Source organism: Mycobacteriales bacterium, assembly GCA_035550055.1.
In the GTDB taxonomy this organism is placed as follows: Bacteria; Actinomycetota; Actinomycetes; order JAFAQI01; family JAFAQI01; genus DASZTV01.
Genome location: DASZRO010000020.1, coordinates 14,485 through 30,402, shown reverse-complemented (window position 1 = coordinate 30,402; position 15,918 = coordinate 14,485). Strand labels below are relative to the sequence as shown.

The following is a 15,918-nucleotide window of genomic DNA, read 5'->3' as shown; positions in this document are numbered from 1 at the left end:
GACCCCTAGCCGAACACGACAGGGATCGCGGTCGCTCCCCGCTCGTAGAAGCCGATGTAGCGCGGCGGCTCAGCCTGCGGATCGAGGCGCAGGTTGGGCAGCCGGTCGAGCAGGGCGTTGATCCCGGTCAGCATCTCGGCACGCGCGACGTGCATCCCGAGGCAGATGTGCGATCCGCCCCCGAAGGCGTGTGACGCACGCGGCGGGCGCCGGATGTCGAACTCGTCAGGCCGTTCGAAGCGCTCGGGATCGCGGTTGGATGCGCCGAGGCACAGGTGCAGCACCGAACCCTTGGGCAGGTGCACACCGAAATGGTCGACGTCGCGCGCCACCCAGCGGGAGAACATCGGATCGGTCGCCTCCCATCGCAACGACTCCTCGATCGCCGGCTTCACCAGCGACCGGTCGTCGCGTACCGCCGCCAGCAGCTCGGGTCGCTGCAGCAGCGCGGTCAGCGTGATGCCCATCTGCTTCCACGTCGTGCCAGAACCGGCCGCGAGCAGGAGCAGCGCGAACGAGTAGATCTCCGGATCGGAGAGCCGGTGCAGCGTCCCGTCCTCGTCTTTCAGCTCGGCCTCGACCAGGACGCTGATCAGGTCGTCTCGCGGCTGCTCGCGACGAGCCGCCACGATCGGCCGGATGATCTCGAGCACCTTCTCCGGGTTGCTGGTCGCCTCACGAACGTCCAACGCCTGCTCGATCGGCACACCGAAGCTGCCGGTGATCGTCAGCACCGGGATCGCCGCACAGAAGTCGACGTTGAGCTCCGCGCGACCGTCGCCCTCGAACTCGTCGATGAGAGCGTTGACGGTCTGGGAGATCCAGTTCTGCATCCACCACTGCGCCTTCGCAGGGATGAACGACGGCTGGACGAGGGCGCGATACCGCCGATGCCGGTTGCCGTCCATCGACAACATGCTGTTGAGCAGCGACGGCGGGCGGTCGAAGTCGACCGGTTCGCCGCCCGACACGAAGACCTCCGAGTTGCGGTACGCCGCGTCGTTCGAGGCGTAGCTGAAGGAGGTGAAGTGCGGCCGGTCGGGATAGGGCAGGCCGTGGAAGAACAGGTCGTCGGTGATGCCCGACAGCGCGTGCAGCGTTCCCTCGTGGACCGGCGCCTGCTCCCGCAGCCGGGCCCAGATCGGGTACGGGTCGTCGGTGTAGGTGCCGCCGAGAAAGGACGTGAAGCTGTTGCGCAGGTCGAACAGCTCCCGCATGCGGCCGACGTCGAGCAGTCCTTGACTCATCTCGCGACGTAGCCGCCGTCCACCGGCAGCAGGACGCCGGTGATGTTGGACGCTGCGTCGGAACAGAGGAACACCGCCGCCTCCGCGCAGTCCTCGGCGAGGATCGGCCTGCCGAGCGGATGGGTGGAACCGACCCCGGCCGCGATCTTCTCCAGGTCCTCCGCAGACGCCGTCAGCCCGCCGGCGCCCATGAAGCCGGTGTAGGGCATCCCGGCCGGGCAGATGGCGTTGACCCGGATCCCGTCGCCGGCGGCTTCAACCGCGATCGCCTTGGTGAGCTGGTGGACGGCACCCTTCGTCGCGCCGTACACGGTCCCGCCCCAGCCGACGAGGCCGGCGACCGACCCGGTGTTGAGGATCACGCCACCGCCGCCCTGCTCTTTGAACTTGAGTACGGCGTACTTGCAGCCGAGGAACACGCCCTTGAAGTTGATCGACGTCAGCCGGTCGAAGTCCTCGACCGTGTGGTCTTCGAGCTTCGACCCCAGCCGCGGCGTCGGGACGCCGACGTTGTTGAAAAGGATGTCGAGGCGCCCGTACGCAGACACCGCAGCATCGATCATGGCAATGACGTCCGACTCGACCGAGACGTCCGTGCGGACCGCGGTCGCAGTGCCGCCCTGCTCCTCGACGAGCTTGACCGTCTGCGCGGCGCCCTCCGCGTCGATGTCGGCGCAGACCAGCTTGGCGCCTTCCTGCGCGAAGCGCAGCGCGGCGGCGCGGCCGACGCCGCTGCCTGAGCCGGTGATGATGGCGGACTTGCCTTCGAGGCGCACGCTGCCTTCACGACCTTTCATTTGCGGACCAGACTGAGGGCGCCCATGGGGCAGGCGTTGACGGCTTCTTCGATGGTGACGAGGTCATCGCCGGTCGGGTCGATCACGACGGCCCTGATCTCGGCGTCCTGGGCGAACGTCGAGGGCGCGAGCGCCACGCACGTCCCGCTGCCCATGCACGCGTCGCGGTCGACGACGATCTCGGCGTCAGGCATGAACCAGCGCCGGTGGCTCGGCAGGCGTGAACCGGTAGAGCCGCTCGGCGTTGCCGCGCAGCAGCTTGTACTGCACCTCCGGCTCGAGATGGGCGACGAGCTCCTTGGCGACGTCGATGCAGCGCGGCCAGGTCGAGTCCGAGTGCGGGTAGTCCGTCTCGCACATGACGTTGTCAACGCCGATCTCGTCGAGGCTTGCGATGCCGTGGTGGTCCTCGATGAAGCAGCCGTAGACGTGTTCCTTGAACAGCGCCCGGACGTCGAGGGTGTCCATGTCCACATCGGTCGTCGCGTGGTCCATGAACTTCTGGCCTTTGGCCACCCAGTGCCGCTGCTTGTCGACCACCTGCTCGGCCCGTTCGAGGAAGTACGGCATCCAGCCGATCTCGCCCTCCGACAACGCGATCTTCAACCCCGGGTGGCGGGTGAACATCCCGCTGAACAGCCACGACAACATCGCGCCTGAGGTACGGATCGCACCCCAGGCGAGGTTGGCCATGAACGGCGAGTCGGGCGCGATCTGCGGCACCTGGGACGACGAGCCGACGTGCATCGAGGCGACCATCCCGATGTCGGACGCTGCCGCCATCACCGGGTCCCAGTAGCGACCGGGGTCGTGAATCGTCGGCAGCCCGAGCGGCGCCGGGTTCTCCGAGAACGCGAACGCCGTCGCGCCCTTCGCCGCGCACCGTTCCATCTCCTTGACCGCGAGCGGCGGGTCCCACATCGGGATCAGGATGAGCGGGATGTAGCGGCCAGGCGCCGCCGCACACCACTCGTCGAGGATGAAGTCGTTGTAGGCCTGCAGGCAGACGAAGCCGAACTCCCGGTCACTCGCCTCCATGAACAGCTGCCCGCAGAACCGCGGCAACGTCGGGAAGCACAGCGAGGCGAGGATGCCGGCGCGGTCCATGTCCTCGATCCGCGCCTTGGCGTCGTAACAGCCCGGTCGCATCTCGGCGTAGGTGACCGGCTCTGGGCTGAACTCCTCCTTGGACTTGCCGGCGACGGCGGACAGCCCGGAGCTGTGCATCTTCTTGCCGTCATAGGTCCAGTACTCCTGGTCCCCGTCCTGGACGAGCTGCGGAGCGCGGTCGCGGTCCTTGGCGGGGACCCGGTCGACCCACAGGTGGGCCGGCTCGAGGATGTGATCGTCGACGGAGATGAGCCAGTCGAGGTTGAGCTCGGTTGCCTGATTGGTCATGAGGGCGACTCCATCCGGTTCGTCACTGCCCGATCGTCATGTGCTTGAGCTCCTGGAAGGCACGAATGCCATCGGTGCCGCGCTCTCGGCCGAGGCCGCTCTCCTTGTAGCCGCCACCCGGGGCGTAGGCACTGAACATCCCGGCGTTGACGTTGACGGCACCGGTCCGCAGCCGACGGGCGACCGCGGTCGCCGCCGCGACGTCCGCGCTGTAGACCTGAGCCGACAGGCCGAACGGGCTGTCGTTGGCGATCCGCACCGCTTCGTCGACGTCGGAGTAGCCGATCACCGACAGCACCGGACCGAAGATCTCGTCGCGAGCGGCCGGGTTCGAGTTGTCGGGTACGTCGAGCACCGTCGGCTGGTAGTAGTAGCCGCGGTCGAGGTGGTCGGGGCGGGCGCCGCCGAGGACCACCTTGCCGCCGTGCTCCTGCGCGAGCTCGACGTACTGCTCGCAGCGGGCCCGCTGAGCCGCCGAGATGACCGGGCCGATCATCGTGGTGGGCTCGGTCGGCGGGCCGACCGCGAGCATGCCGTACATGCCGGACACCGCCGCGAGGACGTCGTCCTTGGTCTCGTGCGGGACGAGCATGCGGGTGGCGGCGACGCAGGCCTGCCCCGACGTCATCGCCACGACTGCCGCCGCGCCGACCGCCGCCTTCTCGACCGCGTCGGCGAGATAGATCTGCGCCGACTTCCCGCCGAGCTCCAGCGCGACCCGCTTCACGGTGGCCGCACCCTGGGCCAGAATCCGCTTGCCGACACCCGTCGACCCGGTGAAGGACACCATGTCGACCGCGGGATGGGTGGTGAGCAGCTCCGCGGCGGATGAGCCCTCCTCGATCACGACGCTGAGCACTCCTGGCGGCAGGCCGGCCGCGTCGGCCGCCTCACCGAACGCGAGCGAGGAGATCGGCGTCAGCGGACTTGGCCGCAGCACCACCGAGTTCCCGGCGAGCAGGGCGGGGATCACTTTCTGGAACGCCATGATCAGTGCGGCGTTGTACGGCGTGATCGCTGCGACGACACCGACCGGTTCGTAGCGCCGCACGCTGAGCAACACCTTGCCGGCGGTGACCTCGTCGACCGGGATGTCGTTGAGGTGCTCGTCCGACATCGTGGCGTAGATGTCGATCATCCCGCGCGCCAGACCGAGACCGCTTTGGAACTGACTGCCGTCGGCGAACCGCGTGGGCTGGCCGGCTTCGGCGATCATCGTGTCGACCAGCGGCTGGTGCAGCGACTCGATGTGGTCGCACAGCGCGCTGACGACCCGGACGCGCTCGGTGCGCGGCAGGTCGGCCCAGGTCCCCGCGTCGAAGGACTCGCGGGCTGCCAGGATCGCCCGCTCGGCGTCGGCCGCGGTCGCGCTCAGGACCTCACAGACAGCTTGCTCGTCAGCGGGGTTCTCGACCTCGAACGGCTCGCCCGCTGTGCTCCACTCACCTGCGAGGTACGACGTGCGTTGCGCGAGCAGTGTCGACATTCACCGCATCCTCTGCAGGAGTAGAACCAGGTTCTACCTTTTCAGCACACGTCGCTGCTGTCAACCCGTGTGCCGGTCGCAGCCTCAGCGCAGTGCCGGCCCGCCCGCGGTCGCGCACGGCATCGCAGAGCCGCGCAACGTGAAGTGCTTGAAGAAGTTCCACGCGGTCTTCGCACCGCTGGGCGCGGTCGGATCGCTGTAGCCCTTCCACTGCGGTGCCGCGCTGCCGCCCGGCCACGCATGCGGCATGCCGTCGATGATCGTCTGCTGGCCGATCAGGCAGCCGCTCGGGTCGCGGAACGTGCTCACCGTGTAGGACCTGCCGTTCGGCACCTTGCCGCTGCGAACCGCCGCGGGCTGCAACGAGATCGGTGCCGTCTGGCTTCCGCTGATCACCAGGTTGTCGGTACGCAAACCCTGCTGGAGCGCCTTCTCCTCGCACGCCGCCGGGAAGGCCAGGTCGCCGGTCGATCCCATGACGAACAGCGGTACGACGCGGGCGCGCGGCCCCATCGCGATCCTGGCCAGCTCGGCGCTGAGCTGCACCGGGATGCCGGTACCGGTCCCGAGACAGAACCCGTCGACGTCACCGGCCGACTCCACGATCCCGACTGCGGCGTACAGGTCGGGATAGGCGCCGGCGGAGGCAGAGGTGATCAGACCGCCGCCGGAGACGCCGACGAGATAGACCCGCTGCGCGTCGATGCGCCGCTCGCGGATGACGCTGCGCGTCATCTGCGCGATCGCGGCGGTGTCCGCGAACCCGCGGAAGTAGACCGGCGGGTAGAAGAACTTGAAGCACTGCTTGATCGGCCCGGGCAGATGCTGGCTCAGCGCGTCGTCCTCCGGGTAGAGCACGACGAAGCCGTTGCGGTCCGCCAGCTCGTCGAACCCGGTGATCTGCTCCTCCTGCGCTGCCGTCGTCTGACAGCCGTGCGCGACGACGACGAGCGGCTCGCCCGGGCGGTACGACGACGGCGTGTAGAGCCGGTAGGGGTAGCGGTCGCCCTTGAAGTTGGTGACGCCGAGCGTCGTGGTGCCCTTGGCGATGGACGTCGCCGGGCCGGTCCCACCGGCGGCCCGTCCGGCGACGCAGGGCATCAGGGCGAGCACGAGGGTGACCACACCCCACCTGGCGAGTCCACGCATCCCGAAGGGTTCGTCAGACGAGCGGACTTCCCTTGCGCTGGCGTCGACGCATGTCCCACAACAACGCGCTGAACGGGAAGACCTTCACACTCGTCGGCAGGCGACGGTCCATCCGCCCGAGCCGCTGCAGCTTCTTGGTGAACAGATCCTCGTCGTCGTCGGACCACGCGTAGCCCATCTGCTCGCGGAACAGTGGCGGCAGGAAGCCCTTCGTGTAGAACAACGACCGCTCGGCGCCGAGCCGCTGGACCGCCTTCGGCAGGTTCTCCATCAGGGTGAGCGAGTGGAGGTAGCGGCGCATCGCGTCGTCGATGTTCGCTCGCTTGACCCCCGCCTCCCAATACTCGGCGAAGGCGGCCCGGTCCTTCGGCCACATGCTCTCGCGCACCTGAAGCGTCGTGCCGAACCGGGCGCAGTACGCGTAGAACCGGTCGGACTCAGCCTCGTCGTTGATCGGACCGTGCATCCGCTCGTACAGGTCGAGGGTGCCGTAGTAGAGGCAGGCGGCGACCCAGAGCTGAAGCTCCGGATTGAGCGCGTTGTAGCTCACCGGGCTCTCCTCGGTCGATCGCACCTGCGCGTGCTGCCCGTTGACGGCCTTGGCGAAGTTGCGCCGGTCGTCGTCGTTGCCGAGCATCGCGACGGACAGGTACGTGAACGTCGTACGTGCCCGCTTGTACGGATGCTTCATGGCGCTTCCCGACTCGACGCGGCTCTCCATCACGCCGTAGCCGATCTCCGGCCAGCTCAGCTGCATGATCACGTTCGCCGGCCCGGGGAGGTCGCCGCCGATCCCCACGAGATAGCGCCGGATGTCGAAGCCTTCGAGCGACGTCGTCGACTCGGTCGTGGCGGTCATGACACTCCTCTACTCAGGGTAGGCGTCTCGGTGCCGAGATAGCTGGCGATGACGGCGGGATGCGCAAGCACGTCTGCGGGCTGGCCTTGCGCGATGACCGCGCCGAGCTCGAGGGCGACCAGGCGATCGCAGATGCTGCTGATCAGCGCCATGTCGTGCTCGACGACCAGCATCGCGCAGCCGGTCTCGTCGCGGATCTTCAGCAGCAGCGGCGCGAGCGCCTCGGTCTCGCGCTGCGCGACGCCGCCTGACGGCTCGTCGAGCAGCATCACGCTCGGCGCGTGCGCCATGACGCAGGCGAGCTCGACGATCCGGCGGGTGCCGGTCGACAAGCTTCCGGTCGGCCGGTGCCGGTACGCCCCGAGCCCGAACTCCTCGATCAGCCGGTCCACGCCTGCCGCGAGCGCCGACTCGCTGGCGGTCGCGGCCGGCATCCGCAGCGCCGCGGCGACCGGGTCCCGGCTCTCGAGGTGACGCTCATAGGCGACCGACAGCGTCTCGGCGACGGTGAGGCTGCCGAACAGCCGGGCGTCCTGGAACGACCGGCCGAGGCCGACCGCCGCGCGACCCCAAGCCGGGTACGACGTGACGTCGTCCTCGCCGAGGAACACCTGACCGCCGTCCGCCGCGGTGAACCCACAGATCAGGTCGAAGATCGTGGTCTTGCCGGCGCCGTTGTGGCCGATCAGCCCCACGATCTCGCCGGCGGCGACCGACAAGCCGACCCCGTCGACGGCGACGACGCCCCCGAACGACTTGCGCAGGCCCTCGACGCGAAGTGCCGGCCGGGCGCCGCTCGCCGAGGCAACGGATCGTGCGCTGCGCCTCGACGGCTTCTTCGCGGGCTTCGCGGCTTGGCCGATGAACACCGCGCGCAGCAGCTCGTCGTGGCGGAGCAGCTCCGCAGCCGGTCCGGCGAAGCGGAGCTGGCCCTTCTCGAGAAACGCCGCACTCTGCGCGATCTGCACCGCGACGTCCACCGACTGCTCGACCAGGACAACGGTGACGCCGGAAGCGTGGATCCGCCGGACCGCATCGAGCAGTCGCGTCACCACGGCCGGAGCGAGGCCAAGGCTGAGCTCGTCGATGCACAGCAGCTTCGGCCTGATGAGAAACGCCATCGCCAGCGAGAGCATCTGCTGCTGACCGCCGGAGAGATCACCGGCGACAGCGTCACGCCGGTCGGCGAGGACCGGGAACAGGTCCTCGACTTCCGCGATCGCTTCGCCGAACGCGGCGGCGTTTTTGCGGTGGACCCAGCCGGCGATCCGCAGGTTCTCGGCGACGGTCAGCGTCGGGAAGATGCCTCGCCCGCCGGGCATCATCGTCAACCCCGAGGTCGCGATCGCCTCGGTCGCGTCACTGGTGATGTCACGACCGGCGAAGCGAACCCGGCCGGCGTGCGCCGGCAGCAGCCCGGTGATGGAGCGGAGCAGACTCGACTTGCCGGCGCCGTTGGTGCCGAGCAGCGCGACGATCTCACCCTCGTACACCGTCAGGTCGACGCCGAACAGCACCTGCATCGATCCGTACGACGCGCTGACCCCAGCGCACTCCAGCAACGGCGTCCGGCCGGGCGCCGGCGGCGGGACCGCGACGGGTTTCACGGGTTCGACGGCCGTCGGGGACGAGTCCGCCCACACGCTGGTGTCCCAGCCACGCCGGCGGGCGAGGCCGACGAGCAGGCGGTCCCGGATCCGCTCGGCGACACCGGCCAGACCCGACGGCACGACCAGCAACACCACCAGCAGTCCCACGCCGGTCAACAGGAGCTGCGACTTCGGGAACTCGATCGCGACCCACTGGATCAGTGCGACGCCGGCAAGCGATCCGCCGACAGAGGCCGTGCCGCCGATCACCACCATCGACAGCACAGCGACGCTGTCGGTTGCGGGGAAGGTCTGGTAGCCGACGCCACCGAGGGCGACGACGTAGAGGGCGCCTGCGGTCCCGGCGATCATCCCGGAAACGGTGAACGCCATCAGCCGGGTCCGGACGCTGGCGACCGCTGATGCCTCTGCGCCGATCCGGTTGTCCCGTACCGCGATGATCGCGCGGCCGGGCCGACCCCTCCGCAGCCCGGTCAGCAGGACGATCCACGTCGCGAGCACGCCGAGACAGAGCAGGTAGATGTCGCCTTGCCCGGCGAGCGGGAAGCGCTTCCAGAGCACCGGCCGCACCACGGTCGCCGGGATCTGGCCGGCGAAGTTCGAGGGGTTGAAGAAGAAGTCGTTGGCGGCTACCGCGAACGCCATCGTGGTGACCGCGAGGTAGAGCCCGCGCACCCGCAGCGCCGGCAGCCCGAGCAGCACCGAGACGATCCCGCCCGCGACACCGGCGGCGAGCATCGCCTGGAACAGGTCCAGGTCCAGGTGGGCAACCAGGTCTCCGGCGACGATCGCGCCCACCCCGACGAGGCCCATCTGGCCGAGGCTGACGGTGCCCGACCAACCGGTGAGCACGACGAGTGACAACGCGGCGATGCCGAACACCAGCGCGACCGTGACCTGCGACAGCCGGGCGTCGGACAGCATGCCCGGCAGGGCCACCGCGAGCGCGGCGATCCCTAGGAGCCCACCTGCCCGTGCGACGCGCACCGCCGGGAGCCGGCGCAACGCGGCCGGTAGCGGCTGGGTCGCGCCGATGGCGGTCCACGCCTGGTCGTCGGCCGCGTCCGCCCGGCTCTGTCCCCGGTGCTGGGCCAGGAGAGCCAGCAAGATCACCGCGAGGAAGATCGGCTCCTCCACCGACTGCTTCGACACATCGAGGCGGACGACCGCCTCGATGACGCCGAGACCGATGCCGGCGAAGAACGCTCCCGGCAGCGACCGCATCCCGGCGACGATCGCGGCGGCCAGCGGTGCGAGCAGGATCGCCGGGCCGGCAGCGACATCCAACGGGACGCCGGCCGACGGCGCCTGCAACGTGACGGCGAGCGCGGCCACACCGCCGGCGATCGCCCAGACCAGCAGCATCAGGCGGCGCGCCGGGACGCCGGCGAGCCGGGCGCGTTCGGGGTTGTCGGCGATCGCACGTACCGCACGGCCGGCGTCGGTTCGCAGCAGGAACCATGCGACGGCGAGGACCACCAACGGGACCACCACGAGGACGACGAGATCGTTGCCGTTGAACAGCACCGGGTTGATCTCGGTGTGCCAGCCGGTCAGCCGCGTCGCGAAGCTCGGGATCAGCGCCGGCCCGTGAAACCAGCGGGGAACGTAGACCGCGATGCCGCCGAGCAACTGCGCGAGGCCGATCGTCGCGACGGTGAGCACGAGCCGCGGCGAGCGGGAGAACCGCCAGTTGACCAGGGCGCCCGTCGCGAGACCGACCACCAGCCCGAGGCCGATGCTCAGCGCGATGCAGGCTCCCCACGGCACCCCGTGCGAGAGATACAGCGAGGCCGCGATCCCGGCCGGCAACCCGCCCATGGCGCCGTAGGCGAAGTTCAGCGCACGCGTCACGCGGTAGAGCAACACGAGCCCGACGGCGAGCAGCCCGTTGAGGCTGCCGTACAGCACGCCGTACAGCACTGTCCCCATCGGGACGTCGTGGGAGTCGAGCTGCGTGAGCAGCAGTACGGCGACCGCGCCCGCCGCCGCGGCGGCGGCGGGGAGTCCGCCGCGACGGGCGGACCTGGACAGTGACGCGACCGCGGTCATTGCGGGCCGTTGGGGAAGACCGGCATGACCGCGCCGGAGGACTGATCGAGCCCGTACCAGTTCTTGCCGACGACCCACCGACCCGGCTGACCGTTGAACGGCGAGGGCAGCTTCGGGTCCCACCACTCGTCGCGGTACTCGTACTGCGGGGTCCAGGTGTCCTGCCCGTTCGGGTGGAACGACCACGGCCCGTACTCACCGTTGCCGCCTTGATAGCTGAACAGACCGCGCTGGAACGTAGCCGGTGTCAGGTCCGGCCCGGCCAGATCGATGCCCAACGCGAGGATGTAGAGGTCTTCGTAGAAGATGTCGACCTCGTGCGCCGGGATGTGGGTCGGATCGACCGACTTGGCGGCGAAGTAGCCGAGGGACGAGCCGAACGGCGGCGTCGTCCCGTCGAAGGTCTCGCCGGCGGCGTGCGCCCAGACGTCCTGGTCGAACAGTTGCGCGACCACATCCTCGTCCGTGAACGCGCCACCGCTGTTGAGAATCTCGGGCTCGAAGTTCGCGTTGTCCAGATCGCCGGTGAGGTAGATCAACGTGATCGGATCGCAGGCGCAGATGACGGTCGTGATCTTGTCGTTGACCATCCGCTGTTCCATGCTCGCCGCTTCCTGGGAGAGCTCGGAGAGGTTGGCGGTGTAGGTGAGGTCGTCCGCCGGCCGGTGCCCAGCCGCCGACATCGCGTCCTTCACGATGTTCATGCACGACTGGTAGACCGGGTTGTCCGGAGCGATCAGGGCGACGCGGCGCGTCTGCCCGTCCGTGACCCCCTGGCCGGCCCAGGTGACCTTCTGGTGCAGCAGCTGGCGGGTGACGTTGGCCGCCCCGCCCTGGGTCGCCGTGGTGCAGTTCGGGAAGAAGCTCCACGCGTACGGCGAGTACTGCTGGTACCAGCCCAGCGACATGTACGGCGAGCCGATGTTGACGACGTGCTGCTCGGACAGCGCCTGCGCGAACGGCTGCGAGAACGCCGACACGTCGGCGAACGCCTTGATCGAGTCGGCGTCGGTGAGCGCATCGGCGTTGGCCTGGGTCTGACCGCCGCCGGTGATCTCGTTGGTCAGCGTCCCGTGACCGCTGAAGTAGCGCAGCACGAGCTTGCGGCCGTAGAACTGGAAGTTGCGGTTGAAGTAGGTGACGAGGTCGGCGATCGTGCGCTTCACGTCGGCCTCGGTGTCGTTGAACGCCGCGGTGTTGTACTTGCCGGCGAGCTGTTGGACCGCGGCGTCGATGCTCGTCAGGTCATCGGCCGGGATCCGGAAGCTGACGGTGATCTGGTTGCCGGTCACCCCTCGGCTCGTCGCCCCGCCGTTGGACCCGTGGAAGCTCACGCACGGCGGCGAATAGCCGTCTCCCCTCACCTGTGGGCCAGAACAGTTCGTCGTGGTGCCGCCGGTGACCGCCGATGCGACACCGCCCCGAGCCGCCGGCGCCGTAGCGGTCGAGGCAAGCGGGTGCCCCGGCTTTCCCGAGCCGGGGCCAGTGGCCGTGGCGGGCTGACCCGTGACGGCGACGACGCCTGAGTCCGCCGCGGACGTGGCAGACACGTTCTGGTCGGGTGCGATGGTGGGGACCAGGACCGACATCAGCAGGAAGGCCGCGACCAGGAAGATCCCCGGCCCGTAGCCGGCGAGCAGATGGCGGTCGGCCACCGGCAGCTTGAACCGCGAGCCGTCACTCACTGGCTTCAGCGCTCCTCAGTTCGGGGTGGCCGCGGCGACGGCGGGTGACGAACGCGTCGGTGACCAACAGGACGACACCGAGGGCGAGCGCGCCGCCCGACGCGATGGTCGCGATGCCGCGCCAGCAGCCGTGTGAGCGCGACTGGCTCTCGCTCACACAGCGGACAGTCCCGGAAGCGAGCACGGGCGCCACGTCGGTCGGTGCGCTGCCGTCCCGGCTCTCGGCCGCAGTCGACCGTGTCGTCGGCGGTCTCCGGGCCGCGACTGCGGCGGTCGCTGCGGGGTTCGGCGCGGCCGGCGCGGCGCCCGCGAAGGGGTTGCGGAAGCTCGCCTGGTCCTGTGCCGCCGCAGCCACCCCGCCGAGCTGCACGTCGAGCACGCCGGCGCCTTCGGAGATCTCCAGCCCGACGTTGACGAGGGTGTCGACGTTGTCCCCGATGTTGTCGATGAGCTCCCGCAGGTTGGCGCAGTTGGTGCCTTCGCTGCCGATCTTGCGGAGCAGGCTTTCCAGCGCGATGACCGATCCGACCCCGGGGCCGAACACCTTGCGTTCGGGCGCGGAACCGCTGAACCGCACGATGAGCGGCCCGATCGCCACCGAACCGGTGTGGTCGTTGGTCGACAACGCCGGTCTCAGCAGACTGAGCCCCAACGGTGCGAGCACCTTGTTGATCGCCGCGATCGTGGACCCCTGCGCAGCGTCCGGCGCCGCGAGGTGTCTGCCGGCGATGGTGACGTCGCCGAAGGAGAACCGCGTCGCGCGCTTCGTTGTGACGCCGCTGCTCCGGGACGCCGACCAGCGCATGCCGTCAAGTCGCACCAGCCCGCCGAGCAGGGTGACGGTCTCGGTCACGCTGCTCGACGCGGCTTGCTCGACTCCCGGGACGTAGTGCACGCCGGCGCGGGAGCGGCCTCGCACCGACACGACGCCCGGAATGCTCTCGTTGATCGTGGTGGTGGTCGCGCTCGCCGACTCGGGCTGGGGCGCGACCGCGACCTGCTCGGTACCGACGCCACCACCACCCCGGGTGAGCTGCTTCGCGCCGTCCTCGGAGTCCGCGGCGAGCGGCTGCGGCTGTGCGCTCATCGGCAGGTCGGGGTGACCGCAGAGCTGGCTGGTCGCGAGCACCAAACCGAGCGAGCCGAGGTCGACAGTGGCGGACTTCGCCTGCGTCTCCGAATGCTGGAACGCCGCGCTCGACTCGCCGACGGTCGTGGTCAACGTCAGACCGGCGACACCCGGAGTGACGCCGAGAACGTCGGCGGTGGCCGCCGCCGTACCGGGTGGAATCGGGTGGCTGTGGTGAGCGGCACTGGCCTGCCCCGCCGGCTCGACGACCGTCAGGACGAGCGCGCCGACCGGGATCAACACGTAGCCGGCGAGTCGGCGCAGGCCGATCACTTCGCGGCTCCGCGCTTCTCGATGACGCCAGGCAGGAGCTCGGCGACCATGCCGGGCAACGCTCCGACGAGCAGCACTCGCGCCTGTTCCTTCGACAGCCGCCGGCGCTGTAGCCACTCGCGGGTGATCTCCTCGGCGAATCCGCCGAATCCGCGAACCAGTGCGCGTGCCTCCGGCATCCGTTTCTCGTCGAGGCCGAGCACCCGGATGACCTGGTCCGCGGTGCGCTCCCGGGACTCGTCGAGGATGTCGTGCATCGCCCGGTCGCTGCCGGTCTCGCCGGCGCTGATGGCCACCAGCCACGCCTCCTGGTTGGCCTCCACGACGTCCATCCAGAGCGCGACGCTGTCTTCCCAGCTCGGCGTCGCCGCGCCCGCTGCCGGGGTCGCGGTGAGGGCATCGAGCACACCGATCACGGGTGAGTCGACGAGCTCCTTCACCACTTCCAGATAAAGGGCGCGCTTGTTGCCGAAGTAGTGATGCAGCAGGCCGCGCGTGACGCCAGCCGCCTCAGCGATCTCGATGGTGGAGACCGCGCCGTAAGGGCGCTGCGTGAACAGCGCCCGTGCAGTCGAGAGGATCTGCTCCCGCCGGGCGTCGTGCTCGAGCCGGCTCCAACGCGGGCCGGCCTTCGTGGTGGTCACTGGACGGCCAGCTCGCCTCTTGCATGGCTCGCGCGAAGCTCGTGCTTGAGCACCTTGCCGGACGCGTTCCTCGGCAACTCGGGAAGCAGGGCCAGCAGGGTGGGCTTCTTGTAGGACGCGAGCTTGTCCCGCGTCCACTCCGTCAGGTCGTCGAGGGTCGGCGGGGCGACCGGATCGGCAGGGACGACGACCGCGACCGGAGTCTCGCCCCATCGCTCGTGGGGTACGCCGATGACGGCCACGTCGGCAATCCCCGGGTGTGCCGCGAGGACGTTCTCGACCTCGGCGCAGTAGATGTTCTCCCCGCCCGAGATGATCATGTCCTTCTTGCGATCCACGACGTAGAGGAATCCCTCCTCGTCGGCGCGGACCAGGTCGCCGGAGTGGAACCAGCCACCGGCGTAGGCCTCGGCGGTCGCTTCGGGGTCGTTCCAGTAGCCGGCCATCAGGGTCGGACCGCGGTAGACGATCTCGCCGACCTCACCCGGTTTGACGTCGTTCATCTCGTCGTCGACGACCCGCGCGACGATCGTCGGGATGACCTTGCCGACCGAACCGATCTTGCGCACCGCGTCGGCGCCGGGCAGCGACGTCGTGACCGGGGACATCTCGGTCTGCCCGAACACGGAGATGATCTCGGTGTGCGGGAAGACCCGCGCCATCTCCTCGAGCAGGCTCACTGATGCGGGGGCGGCTCCCCAGGCGATCGTCCGCAGCGAGGCGCAGCGCTGGGTCGCGTCAGGTGCCGCACAGAGCACCTGCCACTGCGCGGGAACCAGGAACAGCGAGGTGACCTTCTCCGACTCGACGATGCGCAGCGTCGACTCGGCGTCGAACAGGCCGGTCGGCATGATCACGGTCTTCGCCCCGACCATCAGCGACACCGGCATGCCGCCGATGCCGGCGATGTGGAACAACGGAACGTTGCACAACGTGACGACGTCGTCGCCTTGGATCCGTGACGTGCGGATCGAGGTGATCGCCTGCATCAACAGGTTGAGGTGGGTGAGCATCGCGCCCTTGGGCCGGCCGGTCGTGCCGGAGGTGTACATGATCAGCGCGACATCACGCTCGTCGATGACCACGTCGGGCAGCTGTCCGTCGGTGTCGGCGAGATCCTCGTAGGCGACCACCCCTGCTGGGGCGGCGTCGTCGAGGCCCGTCACCACCAGCAGCGGAGGGTTCTCGGTCGCCGCTGTCGCGGCGGCTGCGAGCGGCTGGAGCAGGGCGTCGGTCACCAGCACGCCGGCTCCGCTGTGACCGAGGATGTAGGCGACCTCGCCGGGCGCCAGCCGGAAGTTCACCGGCACCGCGATTGCGCCGATTGCCGTCGCCGCGATGGCGGTCTCGACGAACTCCGGCCGGTTCGTCATGAGGATCGCGACGCGATCGCCCTTGCTGACTCCTCGAGCGGCCAGGCCCGCGGCGACCCGGCGGATGCGGTCGTCGAGCTGCGCCCAGGTGATGGCCGCGCCGTTGAACTTGATCGCGACCTCGTCGGGGATCGCGAACGCGTGCCGACCGATGTGGTCAACCCAGTGCGCGCCGTCCAGTGGCAGCCGTAGAGCGTCCATGGCGGCACCCTACGA

At 69.3% G+C, this 15,918-nt stretch carries 12 protein-coding genes; all 12 read right to left on the bottom strand.

The features are described 5' to 3' along the window. Positions 1–5 precede the first annotated feature (5 nt). Positions 6–1,247, bottom strand: a complete 1,242-nt coding sequence (locus VG899_03345) for a cytochrome P450 (GenBank protein ID HWA65388.1) — start codon at positions 1,245–1,247, stop codon at positions 6–8. Further along, positions 1,244–2,044: an SDR family oxidoreductase gene (locus tag VG899_03340; GenBank protein HWA65387.1), complete on the bottom strand. Its 801-nt coding sequence runs from the start codon at positions 2,042–2,044 to the stop codon at positions 1,244–1,246. Before VG899_03340 ends, VG899_03345 begins: the two co-directional genes overlap by 4 nt. Then, complete coding sequence (locus VG899_03335; protein HWA65386.1) at positions 2,041–2,238, bottom strand: ferredoxin; 198 nt, start codon at positions 2,236–2,238, stop codon at positions 2,041–2,043. The genes VG899_03340 and VG899_03335 overlap by 4 nt, the downstream gene beginning before the upstream one ends. Next, on the bottom strand, positions 2,231–3,442 hold the full coding sequence (locus VG899_03330; protein ID HWA65385.1) for an amidohydrolase family protein: 1,212 nt from the start codon (positions 3,440–3,442) through the stop codon (positions 2,231–2,233). Before VG899_03330 ends, VG899_03335 begins: the two co-directional genes overlap by 8 nt. A gap of 22 nt (positions 3,443–3,464) precedes the next feature. Further along, on the bottom strand, positions 3,465–4,928 hold the full coding sequence (locus VG899_03325; protein HWA65384.1) for an aldehyde dehydrogenase family protein: 1,464 nt from the start codon (positions 4,926–4,928) through the stop codon (positions 3,465–3,467). An 84-nt stretch (positions 4,929–5,012) separates the two neighbouring features. After that, entirely contained in the window at positions 5,013–6,077 is a 1,065-nt protein-coding gene (locus VG899_03320; protein HWA65383.1) for a PHB depolymerase family esterase, read from the bottom strand. Between the two features lie 13 nt (positions 6,078–6,090). Beyond that, positions 6,091–6,936, bottom strand: a complete 846-nt coding sequence (locus VG899_03315; GenBank protein ID HWA65382.1) for an oxygenase MpaB family protein — start codon at positions 6,934–6,936, stop codon at positions 6,091–6,093. Beyond that, a complete protein-coding gene (locus tag VG899_03310) occupies positions 6,933–10,598 on the bottom strand; it encodes an ATP-binding cassette domain-containing protein (protein ID HWA65381.1) in 3,666 nt (1,221 codons plus the stop codon). The genes VG899_03315 and VG899_03310 overlap by 4 nt, the downstream gene beginning before the upstream one ends. Continuing rightward, entirely contained in the window at positions 10,595–12,283 is a 1,689-nt protein-coding gene (locus VG899_03305; GenBank protein HWA65380.1) for a hypothetical protein, read from the bottom strand. Before VG899_03305 ends, VG899_03310 begins: the two co-directional genes overlap by 4 nt. Next, positions 12,276–13,685 carry a hypothetical protein gene (locus tag VG899_03300; GenBank protein HWA65379.1) on the bottom strand — a complete coding sequence of 470 codons (1,410 nt, stop codon included), beginning with the start codon at positions 13,683–13,685 and terminating at the stop codon, positions 12,276–12,278. Before VG899_03300 ends, VG899_03305 begins: the two co-directional genes overlap by 8 nt. Next, positions 13,682–14,329, bottom strand: coding sequence for a helix-turn-helix domain-containing protein (locus VG899_03295; protein HWA65378.1), 648 nt, complete (start codon positions 14,327–14,329; stop codon positions 13,682–13,684). The genes VG899_03300 and VG899_03295 overlap by 4 nt, the downstream gene beginning before the upstream one ends. Then, on the bottom strand, positions 14,326–15,903 hold the full coding sequence (locus VG899_03290; GenBank protein HWA65377.1) for a long-chain-fatty-acid--CoA ligase: 1,578 nt from the start codon (positions 15,901–15,903) through the stop codon (positions 14,326–14,328). The genes VG899_03295 and VG899_03290 overlap by 4 nt, the downstream gene beginning before the upstream one ends. Positions 15,904–15,918 lie beyond the last annotated feature (15 nt).

Bases quoted from the DNA above. Each gene is read 5' to 3' on its own strand.
- VG899_03345 (HWA65388.1), bottom strand. From the start codon at position 1,247: ATGAGTCAAGGACTGCTCGACGTCGGCCGCATGCGGGAGCTGTTCGAC.
- VG899_03340 (HWA65387.1), bottom strand. From the start codon at position 2,044: ATGAAAGGTCGTGAAGGCAGCGTGCGCCTCGAAGGCAAGTCCGCCATC.
- VG899_03335 (HWA65386.1), bottom strand. From the start codon at position 2,238: ATGCCTGACGCCGAGATCGTCGTCGACCGCGACGCGTGCATGGGCAGC.
- VG899_03330 (HWA65385.1), bottom strand. From the start codon at position 3,442: ATGACCAATCAGGCAACCGAGCTCAACCTCGACTGGCTCATCTCCGTC.
- VG899_03325 (HWA65384.1), bottom strand. From the start codon at position 4,928: ATGTCGACACTGCTCGCGCAACGCACGTCGTACCTCGCAGGTGAGTGG.
- VG899_03320 (HWA65383.1), bottom strand. From the start codon at position 6,077: ATGCGTGGACTCGCCAGGTGGGGTGTGGTCACCCTCGTGCTCGCCCTG.
- VG899_03315 (HWA65382.1), bottom strand. From the start codon at position 6,936: ATGACCGCCACGACCGAGTCGACGACGTCGCTCGAAGGCTTCGACATC.
- VG899_03310 (HWA65381.1), bottom strand. From the start codon at position 10,598: ATGACCGCGGTCGCGTCACTGTCCAGGTCCGCCCGTCGCGGCGGACTC.
- VG899_03290 (HWA65377.1), bottom strand. From the start codon at position 15,903: ATGGACGCTCTACGGCTGCCACTGGACGGCGCGCACTGGGTTGACCAC.